Raw genomic sequence first — 22,382 nt, forward strand, 5'->3', positions numbered from 1 at the left:
TTTATCTCTGATTAAATATTACAGCATTTACATCTGAATAAGTCGACCAAAAGCTTTTATTTGGGACTTTTTCAACTGGTAAATAGGGAAATAGGGCAACGTTTGTTTGACGATAAGCAGGATCAAGTTTTTGATAATTCTTATAGGCAAATGTGTTTTTATTAAATAAGCCATAATATAAGACTTTAGAAGACTTAACCCAGCCATCATTAGTAAGAAGCCATAAATCTTTAACTCCGCCACTTACACCTAGTATTTTATAGTGTTTTCTTGGCATAAGTCGATTCTTTTTACCAGATTGCTTATCAGGTTTATTATAAGTGAAAATTGGATTTTGAGTAGGGTTAATAATGCTTAAATTCCAATATGGCAGAATCCATTCTGGCTGTAAGTCTAAACTAACCAGGTCGGCAGGAACAAATTCCTTATCGCCAATTTGATAAAAAGTTTGTCCTGAGGCGATAACAGCTGAAGAAACATGAACTGGGTCTAAAAAGTTAAGTTCTTTTGATGTTGTCACTTTTAGATATGGATTTTCACTAATTGCAGTAGGCATCCGACCAAAGTAAATTCCATCTTTATTGACGTCATATTTTTTAGTACCAGTTTTAGCTAATTTGTATTTATAGCCTCTTGCGGGGAAGTTAGTGACAACTCCATCAACATCATTGTTGATTAACCAGTTCCATAGCTTCGGCGTTTCATTCATTTCAGCCCAAACAAATACTTTTTGATGTAGTGCATGAAGCTGGCTAATTAGCTTGGGATTTTGAGTAATTAGATCAGATGAGATATTGATCCCGTTTACGTAACTTAATACTTCAAAATTAATTCTTTGCAAAGAACCAACAATAAAGATTCTTGGAACATCTGGTAGCAGTTGACTCATAGTTTTTAAGCTCGGTGCAGAAAAGCTGTGAATCATTACCCGATCTTGCATATGGTACTTTTTGATACTGGCAGCAAGTAGTTCTTCCATATTTTTAGGACTATTATGTTTAGTTTTTTTGGTTTCAAGTAGGAATTTAGTGTTAGGTTTATCTTTGTAGTAATCAAATAATTGATCTAAAGAGATAATTGATTCACCGTTAGCTTGTTTTAAGGTGTTTAAATAGGAGAAATTATTTTGTGATACAATAACCGATGATCCAACAACTCGGCTTAAATCGCGGTCATGAGAAACAACTAAGACGTTATCTTTGGAAACATGCAGGTCGAGTTCAACATAGTCCGCGCCATCCGCAAAAGCTGAGTTATCACTTTGAATTGTTTCTTCTGGATATTTACTGGGATTACCGCGGTGACCAATGACTAGGAATCCCGATTCAAAAATAAAAATCAAACTAAAAAAAAGGGCTAGGAAATAATGCCTGCTTGTTTTCATGTGTACACCTCTATTCTTTTTAACAATAGCATGGATGTATACTTTTTTCTATAATTAATATAGTAGTTAATAATCATTTTAAGAAAGTAGATGCTGAAATATGGCTTATGAGCAACTAGATTTAATCGAAGAAGTTACTCGCAATGACGGATCTAAATATTATGAAATTTCAAATATTGATCAAAATGGTATCGCTGAATTAGCCGTAGACCGTGGATTAATAAAGAAAGTACGGATACTTCAGCTAAATTTGGCTAGAACAAAGGCACTTCAATTATACGAAGAATATATTAATAAAACATATCAACTAGAAACTTTAACTAATGAGGATGATTGGAAAGATCCGCAGTGGGTTGAGTGGGAAAAACCTAAAGGAAAAGTTTTAGACGCCTTTAATACAGTATTAAAAGCCAATCATATTGGTTAGAAGAGAGTAAAGTATGGAAAAATTACGTATTGTTCATACCAATGACTTACATTCTCACTTTGAACAATTTCCTAAAATAAAAAGATATTTACATCAAGCGCAAAATGATAAAAGCGTTGATCAAACTTTTACCTTTGATGCTGGCGACTTTATGGATCGTTCTCATCCTTTATCAGATGCAACTGAGGGTCAAGCTAATATTAAATTAATGAATGAATTTAATTATGATGCGATCACAATTGGTAATAATGAAGGAATTTCTAATTCACATGCAGTTTTAGAAAAATTATTTGATCATGCGAATTTTCCAGTTATTTTGGCTAACTTACGTGAAGAAGATGAAAGTATGCCGAAATGGTGTACTTCATATAAAATTTTTGAAACTAAAAAGAAAACGAGGATTGCAGTTGTTGGTTTAACTGCCGCTTATCCAATGACGTATGGCCCTAACCATTGGCATGTAAAGTTGATTTCTGATACTTTAGATAGATTACTTCCTACAATTAAAGGAAAATATGATATGTTAATCATTGTTAGTCATATTGGCTTAAGGATGGATCGATATATTGCACATCATTATCCAGAAGTGAACTTGATTGTTGGTGGACATAGCCATGATTATTTGCCCAAGGGAGAGAAAGTAAACAAAACATGGATTACTCAGACTGGAAAATGGGGTCAGCATGTCGGCGATATTGCGATTCAATTAAATGATAACCACCAGATAGTGTCAATTGTGCCAAATACTGTCAAAACAGCTGATTTACCAAGTTTAGAATCGGACCAAGCTAAAATTGCTGCTTGGCGTAAGCAAGGTGAGCAGATGCTTCAATCACGTCAAATTGCAAAGTTACCTGCTAAATTTAACAATGATAAAATGGCGGCAATTCAAGTTTCTCTCGATGCAATTAGTAATTTCGCTGGAACTGATATTGCGGTTTTAAACAGTGGCTTGTTTTTAACGCCATTTCATCAGGGAATTTTAACAGAAGCTGATTTACAAGCTGCTTTGCCTCACCCAATGCATGTAGTGCAAACTAAATTGCTTGGAAGTGATGTTTGGCGCATGGTAATGGAGATGGAAAAGAATCGTCATTTTCTAAGTAAGTTTGCTCTTAAAGGAATGAGTTTTAGAGGAAAAATCTTTGGCGATCTTGTTTATAAAGGTATTCAAGTTGATCATGCAAGTAGAACAGTCTACATCAACGGAAAAGAGATTGATCCTGAAAAAGAGTATACGCTTGCCTTGCTTGATCATTATGTTTTAATTCCATTTTTCCCTACCATTTCAATTATGGGCAAAAACAAGTTTTTGTTCCCTGATTATTTACGGACTGTAATTGGAAACTATTTAAAAGAAAAATACCCGATAGATAAATAGAAAGAAAAATAATGGAGTATAAAGAAGCAGATAAAGAACAACCGCTTTATCATCCTTTGGCTCATGTAATTGTCAATGAAGACACGATAATGATTAATGGGCGAAAGTATGAAATTTTAGCTAATGTAAAAGATGCTCTAGATATTGAATTGCTAAAGGAAAAATATGATCCTTACCTTGATCAGTACGATTATTTAGTAGGGGATATTTCAAGTGAGCATTTAAGATTAAAGGGATTTTATGATGAAAAAGATCGCGTTGCAATTGATAAAAAAGCTAATGCGATTGTGGATTATTTAGAGGAATATTGTAATCCCGGCAGTGCGTATTTTGTTTTACGACTAGCTCAAGAAAATCAGATCAAGAAGGTTGCGTTTGGCAGACAAAATAAGAGAAAAAACATGTCTAATAATCGCTATCATTCTAAACGTCCCTACTTTAAAGAAAGACGTGTCCACAAAACAAGAATTGGTGGTCATAAAACAGCTGTAAAATTTCAACGTGGAAAGGGAAGTCATAAAAATAGGGGCTTCGTAATTAAGAAAAGAAAGGGCTAATTGTGGAACATAAAGATTATAAATGTTACTTAATTGATTTGGATGGAACTATCTATCGCGGTAGCGATACGATCGAAAGTGGCGTGAGATTCATTCATCGTTTGCAAGAAAAAAATATTCCCCACTTATTTTTAACTAACAATTCTACTCGTACGCCGCAAATGGTAGTTGATAAGTTGCGCGGACACGGAGTTAATACAGATATTTATCATATTTATACGCCTGTTTTAGCTACAGAGTCTTACTTACTAGCTCAAAATCCAGATACTGCTAAGATACCAGTTTATATCATTGGACAAACAGGATTAGTGCAAGGGCTATTAAAAAATGAACGTTTCTACTACGATGATCGAAATCCTAAATATGTGGTAGTTGGAATGGATACGGATTTAACTTATCATAAAATTCGCGTGGCTACTCGCTCGATTAGAAATGGTGCAACCTTCATTGGGACGAATGCTGATAAAAATTTACCTTCTGGAGATGAGCTATTGCCAGGTAACGGTGCACTTTGCACAATGCTAGAAGTAGCAACAGGTGTTAAGCCTATTTATATTGGTAAACCGTCATCAATTATTGTGGCTAGTGCTTTGAAGATGCTAAATGCTCAAGGCAAGGATGCAATTTTGGTTGGGGATAATTATGATACTGATATTATGGCAGGCGTTAACTGCAATATTGACTCTTTGTTAACTTTGACTGGTGTAACTACTAAGAAACAATTGGCAGAAAGGGATAAGCAGCCAACTTACGTTGTAGAAAATCTGGATGAATGGAAACTATGAAGAAAAAGCCAATCGTTGCAGTTGTTTACAATTGTTTGATGGCTCTTGCTACTGCTACTTTGGGAGCAGTAGTTTTAAGCTGGCCGTTATTAGCAGTTTTTGTAAAAATCCAAAAAACAAATTTAATAGTAAAAACAACCTTAGCAACAGTGATGGAGAACTATACACAGCTCTTAGATTATTTATTGTTGCCATTTAATGATAAACTTCAGATGTCTAATTTTCCGACTTCTTCAAGCGCAGCGCGTCATTTTTATGAGTGTAAGTTATTATTTGAATTAGCAATAATTGTTTTTGTAGTTGGATTACTTATTCTTATTTTCTTAAAAATGAGAAAGAGAATGAGTTATATTTATATTTCGAGAACAACAGCGCTAATTTTCATGATTTTACCTGTGATAATCTTACCGTTTGCTTTAATGAATTTTGATGAATTTTTTATAGCATTTCACCATCTCTTGTTCAACAATGGTGATTGGCTGTTCAATCCTGCAACTGATCCCATTATTAACGTATTAACTGAAGAATTTTTTGCTGGTTGTTTTGCAACTGGCGGAATAATTTATGAGTTATACTTTTCTTGCTTTATTTTGTCAAAAAAAAAGGAGCTTTAACGAAGCTCCTTTTTTAATACTAATTTTTTCTTTAACCAGATAATTAAGACTGGCAAAACCGAAATTAAAATGATTGCAATTACGATCAATGAGAAATGTTCCTGGACAACTGGAATGTTTCCAAAGAAGAATCCTAATGCAGAGAATAGAGTTACCCAGAGAAAACCACCAATAAAGTTATAAATGATGAAAGTTCGATAATGCATCTTACTTGCACCTGATACAAATGGAACAAATGTACGAATAAATGGAATAAATCTTCCAATTACAATAGTAATGCCGCCGTGTCGATCGAAAAAGTTTTCAGCGGCTTTTCGTTTATCTTGATTAATTAATTTGTTGAACCAACTATGTTTAGTTCCTTCAGCTTGCGACCAGTGTCCGATTTCATAGTTAATCGTATCACCTAAAACAGCAGCTGCTATGAAAATTAGATAGCAAACCCAGAAATGAAGATTATATTTAGGTGTGGCTGCCATAGCACAACATGCAAATATAAGTGAATCTCCAGGTAGAAATGGAAAGATAACCAGACCCGTTTCGATAAAGATAATTGCAAATAAGATTAAGTAAGTCCAGTTTCCAAACATATTCACAATGGTGACTAAATGGTCATCAATATGAAGAATAAAATCGATAAGTCCCATAAATAAAAATAGATTCCTTTCACAAATTAAATACTGGTAGAATGAAAAGTCATTGTTTTTTCTGGAAATAGGTCTTGCATAATATTGCTAATTGCAATTTGTGCTTCACCAAATCCTAAAGCAATCATTGGTACTCTTCCAGGATAAGTAATGGCATCGCCAATTGCATATACATGGGGAAGATTAGTATGCATTTGTTGAGAAACAGCGATTAGATTATGGTCTAATTTGATTCCCCATTTACGTAATTGTCGATTATCACTCTTGAAGCCATATGCAACTAGTATTTCATCAACATTTTTAGTAACAAAATCTTGACTTGCACCAACTTTATGCAAAACTAATTCCATTCTATTATTGTTTAACTGCACATCTTTTGGAAGATAAGGAGTTAAAAGTTCAACATTTTTTAAACTTTTAAGCTTGTTGACGGAGCTTTCAAGACCACGAAACTCATTTCTACGGTGAATTAAAAATATATCTGATGTGGTTGCTAACTCTAGCGCCCAGTCAAGTGCAGAATCTCCACCACCAAGAATAGCTACTTTTTTGTTAGCAAAGATTTCAGGATGCTGCATTGAGTAATGGATATGTTTTTGTATGTCTAAAGTAGTTGATAAAGGAAGTGTTTTAGGCTTAAATGCTCCAAGCCCTGTAGCAATTAATAAACTTTTAACTTCATATGTTTTATCGATTAGGATATTTTCGTTTTCTAAAAAAGAAATCTCTTTTACTTTATGAGAGAGTATGAATTTAGTATTACTGTTTTGCTCAAGTAATTGAGAAACTAGTTTTTCACCTTTAATAGAAGGAAAAGCGGGAATATCCTTAATATTTTTTTGTGGATAAAGCATATTAATTTGCCCGCCAACTTCGTCTAATGCATCAAAAGAAATTGTCTTTAATCCGTGTAAATTAGCGAAAGAGGCTGCAAAAAGTCCAATAGGACCTGCACCAATAATAGCTAAATCATATTTTTCCATCTTTATAAGAAATCCTCCGTAAAACTAAGCATAGAAGTCATGTCTTTAGCGTTAATTAAAAAGACAGTTATAATTAATATTAGTAAGGGATGAGATAGTATGCAAGTTAAAATTGGCGATATAGTTCATGGAAAAATTAGTGGGATACAACAATATGGAATTTTTGTAAGGCTAGATAGCAAGGTAGAAGGCTTGATCCATATCTCTGAAATACATGGTGGATATGTTAAAGATATCGGAAGAGAGTATCAAGTTGGCGAAACAATAAAGGTACAAGTTATTGATATAGATCCATACTCTAATCAGATTAGTTTATCAAGAAGAGCAGTCCTTCCAGAAGTAAAAGAAGCAAGAAAAAAGCGAGTCCATTTTTGGACTTCAAAACGAGTTAAAAAAGGTTTTACTCCTTTAAAAGAGGTCCTGAGTACCCAAATTAAAGAAGCAAAAAATAGATATTCGAAATAAAGAGCAAATAAACATGTTAAGTATTACTGCTTAACATGTTTATTTTTATATCCGAATTTTTAAAATAAAGATTGCTTTTAAGTTGGAAAAATAAAAGACGAAAATCAGACAATTGAAATCTATTAATAGTTAATATTCGGAATATATCTTTTTGTTAAAAACTATATTGACGAAAAGGAGAAAAGTCTGTAAAGTAATACATGCTGTTTGAGGCAAGCAAGAAGCAGAGCCAGGAGGCAAAGCGAGAAGCTTGTCAAGAGAGCAGAAAGATGATAATATTATAAAGCTGTCATTTGAGAGAGATGAGAAAGAGAAAAAAGCTTGTCAAAACTCAAGAGGCATGATATAATATAAAAGTTGTCACACGGCAACGGTAGTACCTTGAAAACTGAACAAAGTTTCGCTGAAAGTGTGCGGGATATAAAAATCCCAAACAAAAGCGAAGTCAATTCGCAAGCAATAAATTTGAGATAACTCAAAGAAAGTTTTAGAGCTAAACGATAAAAAGCTCATTTTCAAGAAGGAAAATGAGAGTTTGATCCTGGCTCAGGACGAACGCTGGCGGCGTGCCTAATACATGCAAGTCGAGCGAGCTTGCCTAGATGAATTTGGTGCTTGCACCAAATGAAACTAGATACAAGCGAGCGGCGGACGGGTGAGTAACACGTGGGTAACCTGCCCAAGAGACTGGGATAACACCTGGAAACAGATGCTAATACCGGATAACAACACTAGACGCATGTCTAGAGTTTAAAAGATGGTTCTGCTATCACTCTTGGATGGACCTGCGGTGCATTAGCTAGTTGGTAAGGTAACGGCTTACCAAGGCAATGATGCATAGCCGAGTTGAGAGACTGATCGGCCACATTGGGACTGAGACACGGCCCAAACTCCTACGGGAGGCAGCAGTAGGGAATCTTCCACAATGGACGCAAGTCTGATGGAGCAACGCCGCGTGAGTGAAGAAGGGTTTCGGCTCGTAAAGCTCTGTTGGTAGTGAAGAAAGATAGAGGTAGTAACTGGCCTTTATTTGACGGTAATTACTTAGAAAGTCACGGCTAACTACGTGCCAGCAGCCGCGGTAATACGTAGGTGGCAAGCGTTGTCCGGATTTATTGGGCGTAAAGCGAGTGCAGGCGGTTCAATAAGTCTGATGTGAAAGCCTTCGGCTCAACCGGAGAATTGCATCAGAAACTGTTGAACTTGAGTGCAGAAGAGGAGAGTGGAACTCCATGTGTAGCGGTGGAATGCGTAGATATATGGAAGAACACCAGTGGCGAAGGCGGCTCTCTGGTCTGCAACTGACGCTGAGGCTCGAAAGCATGGGTAGCGAACAGGATTAGATACCCTGGTAGTCCATGCCGTAAACGATGAGTGCTAAGTGTTGGGAGGTTTCCGCCTCTCAGTGCTGCAGCTAACGCATTAAGCACTCCGCCTGGGGAGTACGACCGCAAGGTTGAAACTCAAAGGAATTGACGGGGGCCCGCACAAGCGGTGGAGCATGTGGTTTAATTCGAAGCAACGCGAAGAACCTTACCAGGTCTTGACATCCAGTGCAAACCTAAGAGATTAGGAGTTCCCTTCGGGGACGCTGAGACAGGTGGTGCATGGCTGTCGTCAGCTCGTGTCGTGAGATGTTGGGTTAAGTCCCGCAACGAGCGCAACCCTTGTCATTAGTTGCCATCATTAAGTTGGGCACTCTAATGAGACTGCCGGTGACAAACCGGAGGAAGGTGGGGATGACGTCAAGTCATCATGCCCCTTATGACCTGGGCTACACACGTGCTACAATGGACGGTACAACGAGAAGCGAACCTGCGAAGGCAAGCGGATCTCTGAAAGCCGTTCTCAGTTCGGACTGTAGGCTGCAACTCGCCTACACGAAGCTGGAATCGCTAGTAATCGCGGATCAGCACGCCGCGGTGAATACGTTCCCGGGCCTTGTACACACCGCCCGTCACACCATGAGAGTCTGTAACACCCAAAGCCGGTGGGATAACCTTTATAGGAGTCAGCCGTCTAAGGTAGGACAGATGATTAGGGTGAAGTCGTAACAAGGTAGCCGTAGGAGAACCTGCGGCTGGATCACCTCCTTTCTAAGGAAGGCGAAAGATGATGGAGAGTGCGAGAGCACTAAAGAGAAGTCATCGAGAAAGCCAAGCGGAAGCACACTGAGAAACTTTGTTTAGTTTTGAGGGTAATACCTCAGAGAGCTAGTACATTGAAAACTGAATATAATCTAAAGCAAAAAACCGAGACAATCGAAAAAACAGATTGAAGAGCGACCGAGAAGAGAGAGAAACTCAACTTGAAATAGGTCAAGTAGAAAAGGGCGCATGGTGAATGCCTAGGCACTAGAAGCCGATGAAGGACGTGACGAACCACGAAAGGCTTCGGGGAGCAGTAAGTAAGCGATGATCCGGAGATATCCGAATGGGGGGAACCCAATACCGCGAGGTATTATCAAGAGCTGTTAAGGCTGTTGAAGGAAGACGCAGTGAACTGAAACATCTAAGTAGCTGCAGGAAGAGAAAGAAAAATCGATTTCCCAAGTAGCGGCGAGCGAACAGGAAAGAGCCCAAACCAGCTGGCTTGCCAGTTGGGGTAGTAGGACTGCAATAAAGTACTTGAAGCGATAGCAGAATTATCTGGAAAGATAAGCCAGAGAGGGTGAGAGCCCCGTAAGCGAAATTGCAGAGAGACTTAGCAGGATCCTGAGTAGGTCGGGACACGAGGAATCCCGATTGAAACCGCGAGGACCATCTCGCAAGGCTAAATACTAACTAGTGACCGATAGTGAACCAGTACCGTGAGGGAAAGGTGAAAAGAACCCCGGAAGGGGAGTGAAAGAGAACCTGAAACCGTGTGCCTACAAGTAGTCAAAGCACATTAAAGTGTAATGGCGTGCCTTTTGTAGAATGAACCGGCGAGTTACGTTATGGTGCAAGGTTAAGTCAGAAAAGACGGAGCCGGAGCGAAAGCGAGTCTGAAGAGGGCGAGAGAGTATCATGACGTAGACCCGAAACCAAGTGACCTACCCATGACCAGGTTGAAGGCGTGGTAAAACACGCTGGAGGACCGAACCCACGTGAGTTAAAAATCGCGGGGATGAGTTGTGGGTAGCGGTGAAATTCCAAACGAACTTGGAGATAGCTGGTTCTCTCCGAAATAGCTTTAGGGCTAGCCTCGTGTGAATGATAATGGAGGTAGAGCGCTGTTTGGACTAGGGGCCCGTCAGGGGTTACTGAATCCAGATAAACTCCGAATGCCAGATATCAATGCACGGGAGTCAGACTGCGAGTGATAAGATCCGTAGTCGAAAGGGAAACAGCCCAGATCACCAGTTAAGGTCCCCAAATCTATGCTAAGTGGAAAAGGATGTGGAGTTGCGTAGACAACTAGGATGTTGGCTTAGAAGCAGCCACCATTTAAAGAGTGCGTAATAGCTCACTAGTCGAGTGACGCTGCGCCGAAAATGTACCGGGGCTAAGCATAGTACCGAAACTGTGGATGCATATCAAAGGATATGCGTGGTAGGAGAGCGTTCTAAGAGCGGCGAAGTTAGATCGAGAGGACTAATGGAGCGCTTAGAAGTGAGAATGCCGGTATGAGTAGCGAAAGATAGGTGAGAATCCTATCCGCCGAAAGACTAAGGTTTCCTGGGGCAGGCTCGTCCGCCCAGGGTAAGTCGGGACCTAAGGTAAGGCCGAGAGGCGTAGCCGATGGACAACAGGTAGAGATTCCTGTACTGAAATTGTTCGATAAGAACAAAGGAGGGACGCAGGAGGCTAATGACGCATGTAGCTGGAAAAACATGTGCAAGCAGTAAGAAAAAAGATGAGTCAAATGCTTATGTTTAGATTTCAAGCTGTGACGCGGAGTGAAATCAAAGTAGCGAAGGTCATGATGTCACACTGCCAAGAAAAGCTTCTAGCCAGAGCAATTTTACCCGTACCGCAAACCGACACAGGTAGTCGAGTGGAGAACACTCAGGTGAGCGAGAGAACTCTCGTTAAGGAACTCGGCAAAATGACCCCGTAACTTCGGGAGAAGGGGTGCTGATGGTAAAAGATCAGCCGCAGTGAATAGGCCCAAACAACTGTTTATCAAAAACACAGGTATCTGCAAAATCGTAAGATGACGTATAGGTGCTGACACCTGCCCGGTGCTGGAAGGTTAAGAGGAGAGCTTAGCGCAAGCGAAGGTTTGAATTGAAGCCCCAGTAAACGGCGGCCGTAACTATAACGGTCCTAAGGTAGCGAAATTCCTTGTCGGGTAAGTTCCGACCTGCACGAAAGGTGTAATGATTTGGGCACTGTCTCAACGAGAGACTCGGTGAAATTATAATACCCGTGAAGATGCGGGTTACCCGCGACAGGACGGAAAGACCCCATGGAGCTTTACTGTAGCTTGATATTGAGTATTTGTTAAACATGTACAGGATAGGTAGGAGCCAGAGAAAGTAGGACGCTAGTCTTACTGGAGGCAATGTTGGGATACTACCCTTGTTTGATGGATCCTCTAACTCGCAGAGCTGAGCGTTCTGGAGGACAGTGTCAGGTGGGCAGTTTGACTGGGGCGGTCGCCTCCTAAAATGTAACGGAGGCGCCCAAAGGTTCCCTCAGAATGGTTGGAAATCATTCGCAGAGTGTAAAGGTATAAGGGAGCTTGACTGCGAGAGGTACACCTCGAGCAGGGACGAAAGTCGGGCTTAGTGATCTGGTGGTACTGCATGGAAAGGCCATCACTCAACGGATAAAAGCTACCCTGGGGATAACAGGCTTATCTCCCCCAAGAGTTCACATCGACGGGGAGGTTTGGCACCTCGATGTCGGCTCGTCGCATCCTGGGGCTGAAGTCGGTCCCAAGGGTTGGGCTGTTCGCCCATTAAAGCGGCACGCGAGCTGGGTTCAGAACGTCGTGAGACAGTTCGGTCCCTATCCGTCGTGGGCGTAGGAAATTTGAGAGGAGCTGTCCTTAGTACGAGAGGACCGGGATGGACATACCGCTGGTGTACCAGTTGTCTTGCCAAAGGCATCGCTGGGTAGCTATGTATGGAAGGGATAAGCGCTGAAAGCATCTAAGTGCGAAGCCCCCCTCAAGATGAGATTTCCGATGCGCAAGCAGTAAGACACCTTAAAGACGATGAGGTAGATAGGCTAGGAGTGGAAGCATAGCGATATGTGGAGCGGACTAGTACTAATCAGTCGAGCACTTGACCAAAGCTCAAAGGTTTAGAGCGGAAGATTATATTCAGTTTTGAGTGTAAAAGCTCAGAAAGAGTACGGTGGCGATGGCAAGAAGGATACACCTGTTCCCATGCCGAACACAGAAGTTAAGCTTCTTAACGCCGAGAGTAGTTGGTGGGAAACTGCCTGCGAGGGTAGGCAGTCGCCGTGCTCTTTTTTAATATTCCGGCTTAGCTCAGTTGGTAGAGCACCTGACTGTTAATCAGGTTGTCGTCAGTTCGAGTCTGACAGCCGGAGTTTATGGCAATAATAAAATGATGGAGTGTTGTCCGAGTGGCTGAAGGAGCATGATTGGAAATCATGTATACGGGCTTTACCTGTATCGAGAGTTCGAATCTCTCACACTCCGTTGGAGAATATTTTTCGCCATAATGTGTATTTCATTTATTGAGTATTTTTCAAAAAAAGTTCTTGATTTTTGAAAATCATCTGGTATAGTAATATATGTGCTCAATTGTGAGATCTGACCCGTTGGTCAAGTGGTTAAGACACCGCCCTTTCACGGCGGTAACATGAGTTCAAATCTCGTACGGGTCATTACCATATTAAATATGGTTGTTGGAGGATTAGCTCAGCTGGTAGAGCATCTGCCTTACAAGCAGGAGGTCACAGGTTCGAGCCCTGTATCCTCCATCGTTCATGGACTACCGAATATGGTAGTCTTTTTTTGTGTTTAAAAATTAATGAACGAAATTTTGTATATATTGTTATTCGGTTAAGGTCCCGAAAGGATTCGTTTTTTAGCGAAGATGCCTTGTAACCGAAAGATGGGGGACTCTATGAGAAAAGAAAAACGTTTATTTACTTCAGAATCAGTTTCGGAAGGACACCCTGATAAGGTTGCCGATCAAATCTCTGATGCAATTTTGGATGCTATTTTAGCTAAGGATCCAAATGGTCGTGTCGCATGTGAAACTACGGTTACTACTGGTCTTGTACTAGTAGTTGGTGAAATTTCTACTTCTGCTTATGTAGATATACAATCAGTAGTTCGAAAGACAATTTTAGAAATTGGTTATAATCGTCCTGAACTGGGTTTTGATGGTAATAATTGTGCCATTTTGGTTGATATTGATGAACAATCGAGTGATATTGCTGGCGGTGTTAATGAATCTCTAGAAACACGTGAGAATCATGAAGATAAAGATGATTTGGATAAGATTGGTGCTGGAGATCAAGGCTTAATGTTTGGGTTTGCGATTAAAGAAACACCTGAATTAATGCCACTTCCTATTTCTTTAGCACATTCATTGATGAGACGGGTTGCTAGTCTTCGCAAAGAAGGACGTCTTGATTGGCTAAGACCAGACGCAAAGGCACAAGTAACTGTGGAATATGATGATGACAATAAGCCAAAACGTGTAGACACAGTCGTTATTTCTACTCAAACTGATGCAACAGTAACTAATGATGAAATTCGTGAAGCAATGATTGATATGGTAATTAAGAAAGTTATTCCATCTCAATATCTTGATGAAAATACTAAGTTCTTAATTAATCCTTCTGGTCGCTTTGTCATTGGCGGACCTAAGGGAGATTCCGGTTTAACTGGTCGAAAGATTATTGTTGATACCTATGGTGGATATGCCCGTCACGGTGGTGGTGCATTTTCAGGCAAAGACTTAACAAAAGTTGACCGAAGCGCTAGTTATGCAGCTAGATATGTAGCTAAGAATATTGTAGCTGCTGATCTAGCTTACCAATGTGAAATTCAACTTGCTTATGCAATTGGAGTTGCTCATCCAGTTTCAATCATGGTAGATACTCATGGAACAAGTAAGGTAAGTGAAGATTTGCTAGTTGAAGCCGTTAGAAATGTCTTTGATTTAAGACCAGCTGGTATTATTGAGATGCTTAACTTAAGACGTCCTATTTACCGTCAAACAGCCGCTTACGGACATTTTGGAAGAACAGATATTGACTTACCTTGGGAACATACTGATAAAGTAGAAGCTTTGAAAAATTATGTGAGTGAGCATGCAAAATAGAAGTAATACTAAAATTGTTACAATTGCTATCTTTTTGACGACTTTTATGACTGCAATTGAAGGTACCATTGTTTCAACGGCGATGCCAACTATCGTTTCTGATCTAAATGGATTAGAAATCATGAATTGGGTAGTTTCAACTTTCTTATTGATGACTGCTGTTTCAACTCCAATTTATGGAAAATTAGCTGATAGTATTGGCAGAAAACCTGTTTTTCTGTTTGGAATTGCGGTTTTTGTAGTTGGTTCTGCGCTCTGCGGAATTGCTCAAAATATGGTAGAACTGATTCTCTTCCGTGTGATTCAAGGATTAGGTTCAGGTGCTGTTCAGCCGGTGGCAGTTACAATCATCGCTGATTTATATACACTAGAAAAAAGAGCAAAAATGTTAGGATTGAACTCCGGCTTTTGGGGAGTAGCTTCTGTTATTGCTCCTTTATTAGGTGGATTTATTGTACAGCATCTTTCATGGCACTGGATTTTTTATATTAATGTGCCGTTAGGAATCATAGCTTTTCTTTTGGTCGTTTTCTTCTTAAAGGAAAGGAAAACTAGCAGTAATTCTACTTTGGATTTAAAGGGAACAACTTGCTTGGTTATCTTTTTATTGGCTTTAATGGTATTTTTACAAGAGTTAGAAAATGGCTTAACTATTGTCTTATTAGGTTTAGTAGTTATTATTATTGTTTCGGCGATTATCTTTTTCAAAGCTGAAAAAAGAGCAAAAGATCCAATTATGCCACTGGATATGTTAAGCAGTAAAGAATTTACAATGATTAACTTGATTACGTTACTTATTTCTGGTGTGGTTATTGGCTTTGAATTTTATATTCCGACATGGATGCAAGGGATAAATGCCACAAGTGCGTCTATTGCTGGCTTTGCAGTAACACCAAGTTCTTTAATGTGGATCGTGGGTTCATTTTTAATTGGTGGTATGTTAGGTCGATGGGGGATAAAGAAAACATATGATTATATGTTGCTTATCTTGATAGTCGCTGATTTAGCATTAATTTTAGTTCCGATTTACACATCGTTTTGGATATTTTGCTTAATTGCGGCCTTTAACGGAACAGCTTTTGGGGCTATTACTACAGCTTCACAAGTTCGCTCTCAAGTACTTGTTGGACACGATAAGATTGGTGTTGCTACTAGTTTTAATACACTAATGAAATATTTAGGACAGACTATGATGGTATCGATCTATGGTATTACTTTTAATGTGGTCGTAGCTAAACAATTATCGCATCATCCAAATTTAACGCAAAAGATGATGAATGATATAGTTTCAGCTGATAAGGCTAAGCATTTGGCTGCTAATTTAATACCAAGTTTAAGACAAGTATTATTAAGCGGGTTAAAGTCTGTATATGTAGTTTCTTTAATTGTTATTGTTTTATCTTTAATTCTTAATCAACTTTATAAGCAAAAGAAAATTGCAAAATAAAAAGCGCTAACTGAGATTGATCTAGATTAGATCTCAGTTAGCGTTTTTTTAATTATGCTTTTTTAAGTAAGAATGGTACAGAACTGAAAAACCTAGTAAAACAAAAGTAGTACCTTCTAACCATCCACCGACTACATCGGAAGGATAATGAACATGACAGAAGATTCGAGTATAACCGATAAACAGTGGAAAAATAATCCAAATAATAATTAGCGTGGTGCGCCAAAATTTATTTTTAACTAATAAGATAGTTAAAATAATTAGAATTCCGAAGAAAGTTGCGCTGCCGACAGAGTGGCCTGATGGAAAGCTATAACCATCTGCAAAAACTAAATGATGAACTAAAGGACGATGGCGTTCAACTGCATGTTTAGTAATCCAATTGTAGCCATTGGCGCATATCATTAATCCCGCCGAAAAGAAAGCATAACTAAATTTTTTAGCGATAAGTAAACCGATGAATAAAACGATAGTTGCAATCGTTAAAGTACTAGTATTCCCGATCACAGTTAACTTAGTTGCAATTGCAATGTTGACTGGATTGTTATTAGAAATAAGATGAATAATTGTTTGGTCAAAAGAATGAATAAATGGATTTTTATATATGACCAAAAGGGCCCAGACTACATAGAGAATTAAAAAAATAAATCCTGGAACCAGTGTGTCATGAACGACTATATTGTTATCTTTCTTTTTCAAAAAAATTTCTCCCCTTGTAATTTCTAGTAGATGTGGTAAATTATAATCATTATCCATAAAAAAATAAAGACTAGGGAGTAGTAGCAAGTCATAATTGTTTTTAGAGATGAGCTGGTTAGGTGCAAAGCTTAACAGTTATGCTGTGAACTTACCCTTATGAGAAGTCTATCGTTTGCTTTCCGCGTTAAGGGGCATGAGTGTCGCACATAATCTGTGTGGAACTTAGGTGGTAACGCGAAAATGAAGTTCGTCCTATGATTTTTATCATAGGGCGTTTTTTAATTTTAAGGAGAGATTTAGGTGTACAATCACAAAACTGTAGAAAAAAAGTGGCAAAAATATTGGGCAGAGCATGATACTTTTAAGACAGGAAATGATCCTAAGAAGAAAAACTATTATGCTTTAGATATGTTTCCATTTCCATCTGGTAAGGGGCTTCATGTAGGACACCCAGAGGGCTATACCGCAACTGATATTATCTCTAGAATGAAGCGAGCACAAGGCTATAATGTGCTTCATCCGATGGGATGGGATGCATTTGGTCTGCCAACAGAGCAATATGCTTTAAAGACTGGTGAAGATCCAGAAAAAGTTACTAAAGAAAATATTGCTAACTTCAAAAAGCAGCTTAATAAGCTTGGCTTTTCATATGATTGGGATCGCGAAGTAACAACCTCTGATCCTAACTACTATAAGTGGACTCAATGGGTTTTTGAACAGATGTACAAGAAAGGTTTAGCTTATGAAGCTGAAGTTCCTGTTAACTGGTCACCAGATTTAGGGACAGTTGTTGCCAATGAAGAAATCGTTGATGGTAAGACTGAACGTGGTGGCTACCCAGTTTACCGCCGTAATATGCGTCAATGGATGCTTAAGATGACTGCTTATGCAGATCGTTTACTTGAAGATTTAGACGATTTAGATTGGCCAGAACCAGTTAAAGAAATGCAACGCAACTGGATTGGTCGTTCAGAAGGTGCACAAGTTACTTTTAAGGTTAAAGATAGTGATAAGACTTTTGATGTCTTTACTACTCGTCCAGATACTTTGTTTGGTGTTAGCTACACAGTACTTGCTCCAGAAAGTAAATTAGTCCAAGAAATCACTACCCCTGAACAAAAAGCAGCAGTTGATTCCTACATTAAGAAAATTGAATCTAAGTCTGATCTTGAAAGAACTGATCTAAATAAGGATAAGACTGGTGTATTTACAGGTGCTTATGCAATTAATCCTGTCAATGGTAAGGAAGTTCCAGTTTGGATTTCTGATTATGTCTTAGCAAGTTACGGTACTGGGGCAGTAATGGCAGTGCCGGCTCATGATGATCGTGATTATGCTTTTGCTACTAAATTTGGTTTACCAATTAACCGAGTTATTGAAGGCGGAGATTTAGAAAAAGAGGCCTTTACTGGCAATGGTAAGCATATTAATTCAGACTTCTTAGACGGCCTAGATAATGAAGAAGCTAAGAAGAGAATGATTGAATGGCTTGAAGATCACAATGCTGGTCAAAAGAAGGTCAACTATAAACTTCGTGACTGGGACTTTTCTCGTCAACGTTACTGGGGTGAACCAATTCCTGTTATTCACTGGGAAGATGGTACTACTTCATTAGTTCCTGAAGATGAATTACCACTTCGTTTACCACATGCAACTGACATTAAGCCATCTGGTACTCCAGAAAGTCCACTTGCTAACTTAACTGATTGGGTAAATGTTGTTGATGAAAATGGTCGAAAGGGTAAGCGTGAGACCAATACTATGCCTAACTGGGCTGGTTCTTCTTGGTACTACTTGCGTTATGTTGATCCACACAATGACAAAGAATTAGCTGATTACGATCTCTTAAAACAATGGCTTCCAGTTGACCTTTATATTGGTGGTGCAGAACACGCAGTTCGCCACCTGCTTTATGCTAGATTCTGGCACAAGGTACTTTACGACTTAGGTGTTGTACCAACCAAGGAACCATTCCAACGTTTGTATAACCAAGGCTTGATCTTGAAGAATCACGAAAAGATGTCTAAGTCTAAGGGTAACGTAGTTAACCCAGACGATGTGATCGATGAATATGGTGCTGACTCACTTAGAATGTATGAAATGTTCATGGGTCCACTTGATGCTTCAATTGACTGGGATGACAATGGCCCGGCTTCAACTAAGAAGTTCCTAGATCGTGTATGGCGTCTATTTGTTAACGACCTCGATTTAAAAGCAATTCCGCAAGAAAGAATTGTTGACAAAAATGACGGTGAACTTGATAAGGTTTATGCTGAAACCGTTAAGAAAGTTACGGAAGATTTTGATGCCTTACACTTCAACACAGCAATTAGTCAAATGATGGTATTTATAAATGCTGCTCAAAAGGCTAAAACTATTCCACGTGAATATGCTGAAGGTTTTGTTAAGTTACTTGCTCCAGTGGCACCACACATGATGGAAGAAATCTGGCAAGTCTTGGGTCATGATGAATCAATTACTTATGCTAAATGGCCAACTTATGATCCAGCTAAATTAGTTGAATCAACTGTTGAAATTATGGTTCAAGTTAACGGCAAACTTCGTGGTAAATTTAAGGCTGCTAAAGATTCTGATAAAGATACCTTAGAAAAAGAAGCTCTCTCGCTTGACCATGTTCAAAAATTCTTAGATGGAAAAGACGTTAAGAAAGTGATTGTTATTCCAAACAAGATCGTTAACATTGTTGCTAAGTAATTTAAGTTTTTCCTAAATAATTAATATTTGTAAATACTGTTTACATTAATGAGTAATATATAATTCAGACGCTTAACTGGATATAGGGAAAATTTATTTTTATGGAAAATAATACTAAAAATACTAAAGAGACAATGGTCAAGGGCTCCGCATGGATGACCTTTGGCTCTATTGTGTCACGAATTTTAGGTGCATTGTATATTATTCCTTGGTATGCCTGGATGGGAAGCCATGGAAATATTGCTAATGCCCTAACAGCGAAAAGTTATAATATTTATAGCTTATTTATCATTATTTCTACGGCTGGTATTCCGGGTGCAGTTGCTAAGCAAGTAGCGAAATATAATGCTCTAAATGAATATGACATTGGACGTAAGCTGTTTAGACGTGGCTTGATTTTGATGGCAATTTTTGGCGTAATTTGTGCTGCTATTATGTACTTCGGTGCTCCAATTTTAGCTACTGATAATATTATTGGCGCACTCTTACATGGGGCAGAAAGTGATCCACGACAAGTTGCTGTAATGAGAAGTTTATCTTATGCAGTTTTAATTATTCCAATTTTGAGTATAATGCGTGGATATTTCCAAGGTTATGCAGATATGATGCCTCCAGCTATGTCTCAATTTGTTGAACAATTAGCTCGTGTATTGTGGATGCTTTTAACGGCATATATCATCATGCAAGTTCAACATGGTTCCTATGTCCATGCCGTTGTTCAATCAAATTTAGCTGCAGCCATTGGTGCGGTATTTGGAATTTTGCTTTTAGTTTGGTTCTTATATCGTAGAAGAAATGAATTAAACGCATTGATGGAGCACTCAAATCATGCAATTAAAATTTCTACTGCTGGAATTTTTTGGGAAATTATTAATCAGTCGATTCCATTTATTATCATTGATTCAGGAATTACATTATTTCAATTAATTGACCAATACACTTTCCACCCAATGATTGCGATGTTTGTTCATGCAAGTTCTGATCAAATCGAGTCATGGTATGCTTTATTTGGATTAAATGCAAATAAATTAATTATGATTATCGTGTCTTTAGCTACTGCTATGTCAGTAACTGCCATTCCACTTTTGTCAGGTGCTCATGCAAGACGTGATTATGCTAGCATTTCTAGCCAAATTGAAAACACAATGGAACTATTCCTATTTGTTATGATTCCTGCTTCTTTAGGGATGGCTGCAATTGCAACACCAATTTATACGATTTTTTACGGCTATGATCCATTAGGCTCAAATGTCTTATACCTGTCGTCTTTTACAGCAATCAGTTTAGGACTTTTTACGGTTTTAATGGCAATTTTACAGGGACTATCAGAAAATGGACTAGCAATAAAATACTTAGTTTTGGGAATCATTATTAAATTTGCTGTTCAGTTACCAATGATTCAATTATTTAAGGTATATGGACCACTTTTAGCTACAAATATTGGATTAATTATTACTATTTGGCTTTCTTTGAAACATTTAAAGGTTAGATACAAATATAATAGTGGGCGTACATCCAGAAGATTCATTGGAATCGCAATTTTCTCAATGGCTATGTTTGTTGTAGTTACTGGAGTAGTTGATTTTGGTGGAAAACTCATTTCGCCTGAGCGTCGTCCAACTTCCTTTATTTTAGTTATACTTGCTGTTGCTGTTGGTGGCATTTTGTATGCATTCTTATCAGTGAAATTTGGCTTAGCGCAAAAGATTATTGGACCAAAGGTTAACCGAGTATTAGCAAGATTGCATATTAGAATTTAAGAATATAGAGAAAAAGGGAAACTTAGTGCCTATACCTAAGTTTCCCTTTTTTGCCCCTGCCAAGGAACTTCATTATATAATATTCTAGAGAAAGTGAGGAAGAAAAGATGAATAATATGCTTGTATATGCTGCGAAAGAAAGGAAAAGCTTTAGTGAAGCTTCTTTAAACGAGATAGACAGCATGATTTTTTCACAGTTAGCATATTGCAATTTTGATCTTCTTCCTCAAATCACTAAGTTGACCGATTTGGCTTCAGACGACGAAATTAAGACTTTAACACAAGGCAATCTTGGCGGAAAAAATACCGAAAAATTAATCAAGATTATGATTAAAAATCCACGTTTTAAAAATGTATCTTGGCATCAAGCCATTAGTAAGGTAGATGCAAAAACACAGATGCAGTTTAATGCTGTTACTTTTTATGTCGCTACGGGCGAGTATTATGTTGCTTATCGTGGAACAACAGCGACGACTATTGGATGGAAAGAAAACTTTAATATGTCTTTTAGAGATTGGGTGCCAGCTCACTATTTTGCCCGTTCATATTATCGAAAAGTAAGAAATAAATTTCCCGGGAAATTTTATATTGGAGGTCATTCGAAAGGTGGTAATTTAGCTTTTGCCGTTGCATTAGGCCTAAAAGAGGCCGATTTAGCTAATATTGTTAGAATAGACTGTTTTGATGGTCCCGGCTTTCATAATCAAGATCGATTAAAAAATAAATTTTTAAAATTAAAAGGGAAAATCCATAAATACATCCCACAAGGATCCTTAATTGGAATACTTCAAGATGATCTTATTGGAGAAAAAGATTATTGCACGATTGTAGCGGCTGCAGGTGTGAATATACTTCAGCATGACATGTTTAATTGGCGTGTAAAAAATGACAAGTTTGTGACTTTAAAACAATTAGATAGTACCTCTGAAATTTCCTGGAAGGCAATTGCTGAATGGCTAAAAAATACTACTGATGCTGAACGAAGAGATTTTATTGAAATGTTGTATTTAACTGTTAGCGATACTAATCAAATTTATTTTAGAAATCTATTAACGCCTAAAACAACGTATAAACTAGCCACTTGTTTAATTAAAAATAGTTCTGTTAAAAAAGAGGTATGGGAACCAATAATTAGAAAATTATTTCAAGCTTATGTTAACTCAGGTACAACAACGCTCAGTGATCAGAGAAGAAATAATTTAATGAGTTTTAAAAATATTTTAGATGAGCAACGCCGATAGTAATAAAAAATTTAAAATTTCCCGCTTATCAGGAAAAAGA

15 protein-coding genes, 4 tRNA genes, 3 rRNA genes and 1 riboswitch are annotated in these 22,382 nt (G+C 38.3%); of the genes, 18 read left to right on the forward strand and 4 right to left on the reverse strand.

Annotated features, from left to right (window positions below):
* Position 1 precedes the first annotated feature (1 nt).
* Positions 2–1,384: a glycerophosphodiester phosphodiesterase gene (locus F3I00_RS02305; protein ID WP_020807924.1), complete on the reverse strand. Its 1,383-nt coding sequence runs from the start codon at positions 1,382–1,384 to the stop codon at positions 2–4.
* A 100-nt stretch (positions 1,385–1,484) separates the two neighbouring features.
* On the opposite strand from F3I00_RS02305, the gene F3I00_RS02310 reads away from it, so the two are divergent.
* From F3I00_RS02310 to F3I00_RS02330, 5 genes are read left to right on the forward strand one after another with little or no spacing between them, the layout of a single operon-like run.
* Positions 1,485–1,811, forward strand: a complete 327-nt coding sequence (locus tag F3I00_RS02310; protein ID WP_003647701.1) for a hypothetical protein — start codon at positions 1,485–1,487, stop codon at positions 1,809–1,811.
* Between the two features lie 13 nt (positions 1,812–1,824).
* Positions 1,825–3,192 carry a bifunctional UDP-sugar hydrolase/5'-nucleotidase gene (locus F3I00_RS02315; RefSeq protein WP_020807925.1) on the forward strand — a complete coding sequence of 456 codons (1,368 nt, stop codon included), beginning with the start codon at positions 1,825–1,827 and terminating at the stop codon, positions 3,190–3,192.
* A gap of 11 nt (positions 3,193–3,203) precedes the next feature.
* Positions 3,204–3,749, forward strand: coding sequence for a YutD family protein (locus tag F3I00_RS02320; protein ID WP_003649331.1), 546 nt, complete (start codon positions 3,204–3,206; stop codon positions 3,747–3,749).
* Between the two features lie 2 nt (positions 3,750–3,751).
* Entirely contained in the window at positions 3,752–4,534 is a 783-nt protein-coding gene (locus F3I00_RS02325; RefSeq protein WP_020807926.1) for a TIGR01457 family HAD-type hydrolase, read from the forward strand.
* On the forward strand, positions 4,522–5,148 hold the full coding sequence (locus tag F3I00_RS02330; RefSeq protein ID WP_003649329.1) for a TIGR01906 family membrane protein: 627 nt from the start codon (positions 4,522–4,524) through the stop codon (positions 5,146–5,148). Before F3I00_RS02325 ends, F3I00_RS02330 begins: the two co-directional genes overlap by 13 nt.
* Here the strand turns inward: F3I00_RS02330 and F3I00_RS02335 are convergent.
* Positions 5,145–5,795, reverse strand: coding sequence for a VTT domain-containing protein (locus F3I00_RS02335; protein ID WP_003649328.1), 651 nt, complete (start codon positions 5,793–5,795; stop codon positions 5,145–5,147). The genes F3I00_RS02330 and F3I00_RS02335 overlap by 4 nt on opposite strands.
* 26 nt (positions 5,796–5,821) lie before the next feature.
* Complete coding sequence (locus F3I00_RS02340; RefSeq protein ID WP_020807928.1) at positions 5,822–6,778, reverse strand: NAD(P)/FAD-dependent oxidoreductase; 957 nt, start codon at positions 6,776–6,778, stop codon at positions 5,822–5,824.
* Positions 6,779–6,877: 99 nt separating this feature from the next.
* Between F3I00_RS02340 and F3I00_RS02345 the strand changes: the two genes are divergently transcribed.
* From F3I00_RS02345 to F3I00_RS02390, 10 genes are all read left to right on the forward strand, one after another.
* Positions 6,878–7,243: a CvfD/Ygs/GSP13 family RNA-binding post-transcriptional regulator gene (locus F3I00_RS02345; protein ID WP_003649326.1), complete on the forward strand. Its 366-nt coding sequence runs from the start codon at positions 6,878–6,880 to the stop codon at positions 7,241–7,243.
* A 523-nt stretch (positions 7,244–7,766) separates the two neighbouring features.
* Positions 7,767–9,339, forward strand: a 16S ribosomal RNA gene (locus F3I00_RS02350).
* 220 nt (positions 9,340–9,559) lie between these two features.
* Positions 9,560–12,466, forward strand: a 23S ribosomal RNA gene (locus F3I00_RS02355).
* A gap of 60 nt (positions 12,467–12,526) precedes the next feature.
* Positions 12,527–12,643: ribosomal RNA gene (rrf, locus tag F3I00_RS02360) — 5S ribosomal RNA — on the forward strand.
* Together the 16S, 23S and 5S rRNA genes with 4 tRNA genes alongside form the textbook arrangement of a ribosomal RNA operon.
* Before the next feature lie 13 nt (positions 12,644–12,656).
* A tRNA-Asn gene (locus tag F3I00_RS02365) sits at positions 12,657–12,729 on the forward strand.
* Between the two features lie 22 nt (positions 12,730–12,751).
* Positions 12,752–12,841 (forward strand) — tRNA-Ser (locus tag F3I00_RS02370).
* 116 nt (positions 12,842–12,957) lie between these two features.
* Positions 12,958–13,029 (forward strand) — tRNA-Glu (locus tag F3I00_RS02375).
* A 23-nt stretch (positions 13,030–13,052) separates the two neighbouring features.
* Positions 13,053–13,125, forward strand: a tRNA-Val gene (locus F3I00_RS02380).
* A 77-nt stretch (positions 13,126–13,202) separates the two neighbouring features.
* A riboswitch (SMK box riboswitch) is annotated at positions 13,203–13,274 on the forward strand.
* The gene (gene metK, locus F3I00_RS02385; RefSeq protein ID WP_020807865.1) at positions 13,272–14,480 is read left to right on the forward strand and encodes a methionine adenosyltransferase; all 1,209 of its coding nucleotides are present in this window, start codon (positions 13,272–13,274) and stop codon (positions 14,478–14,480) included. (Overlaps the previous riboswitch by 3 nt.)
* Positions 14,470–15,927 carry an MDR family MFS transporter gene (locus F3I00_RS02390; protein ID WP_020807864.1) on the forward strand — a complete coding sequence of 486 codons (1,458 nt, stop codon included), beginning with the start codon at positions 14,470–14,472 and terminating at the stop codon, positions 15,925–15,927. Before metK ends, F3I00_RS02390 begins: the two co-directional genes overlap by 11 nt.
* A 48-nt stretch (positions 15,928–15,975) precedes the next feature.
* Here the strand turns inward: F3I00_RS02390 and F3I00_RS02395 are convergent, their stop codons facing one another.
* Entirely contained in the window at positions 15,976–16,683 is a 708-nt protein-coding gene (locus F3I00_RS02395; protein WP_077959210.1) for a phosphatase PAP2 family protein, read from the reverse strand.
* A 243-nt stretch (positions 16,684–16,926) separates the two neighbouring features.
* Here F3I00_RS02395 and leuS point away from each other — a divergent pair, with 243 nt between their 5' ends.
* The 3 genes from leuS to F3I00_RS02410 all read left to right on the forward strand — a co-directional run bounded on the left by leuS (position 16,927) and on the right by F3I00_RS02410 (position 22,342).
* On the forward strand, positions 16,927–19,341 hold the full coding sequence (gene leuS / locus F3I00_RS02400) for a leucine--tRNA ligase (RefSeq protein WP_020807862.1): 2,415 nt from the start codon (positions 16,927–16,929) through the stop codon (positions 19,339–19,341).
* A 101-nt stretch (positions 19,342–19,442) separates the two neighbouring features.
* The gene (locus tag F3I00_RS02405; RefSeq protein ID WP_020807861.1) at positions 19,443–21,101 is read left to right on the forward strand and encodes a polysaccharide biosynthesis protein; all 1,659 of its coding nucleotides are present in this window, start codon (positions 19,443–19,445) and stop codon (positions 21,099–21,101) included.
* A gap of 107 nt (positions 21,102–21,208) precedes the next feature.
* Complete coding sequence (locus tag F3I00_RS02410; RefSeq protein WP_020807860.1) at positions 21,209–22,342, forward strand: DUF2974 domain-containing protein; 1,134 nt, start codon at positions 21,209–21,211, stop codon at positions 22,340–22,342.
* The last annotated feature ends 40 nt before the right edge of the window (positions 22,343–22,382 follow it).

Origin of the sequence: Lactobacillus sp. JM1, assembly GCF_009834385.1 — a bacterium.
Lineage (GTDB): Bacteria > Bacillota > Bacilli > Lactobacillales > Lactobacillaceae > Lactobacillus > Lactobacillus paragasseri.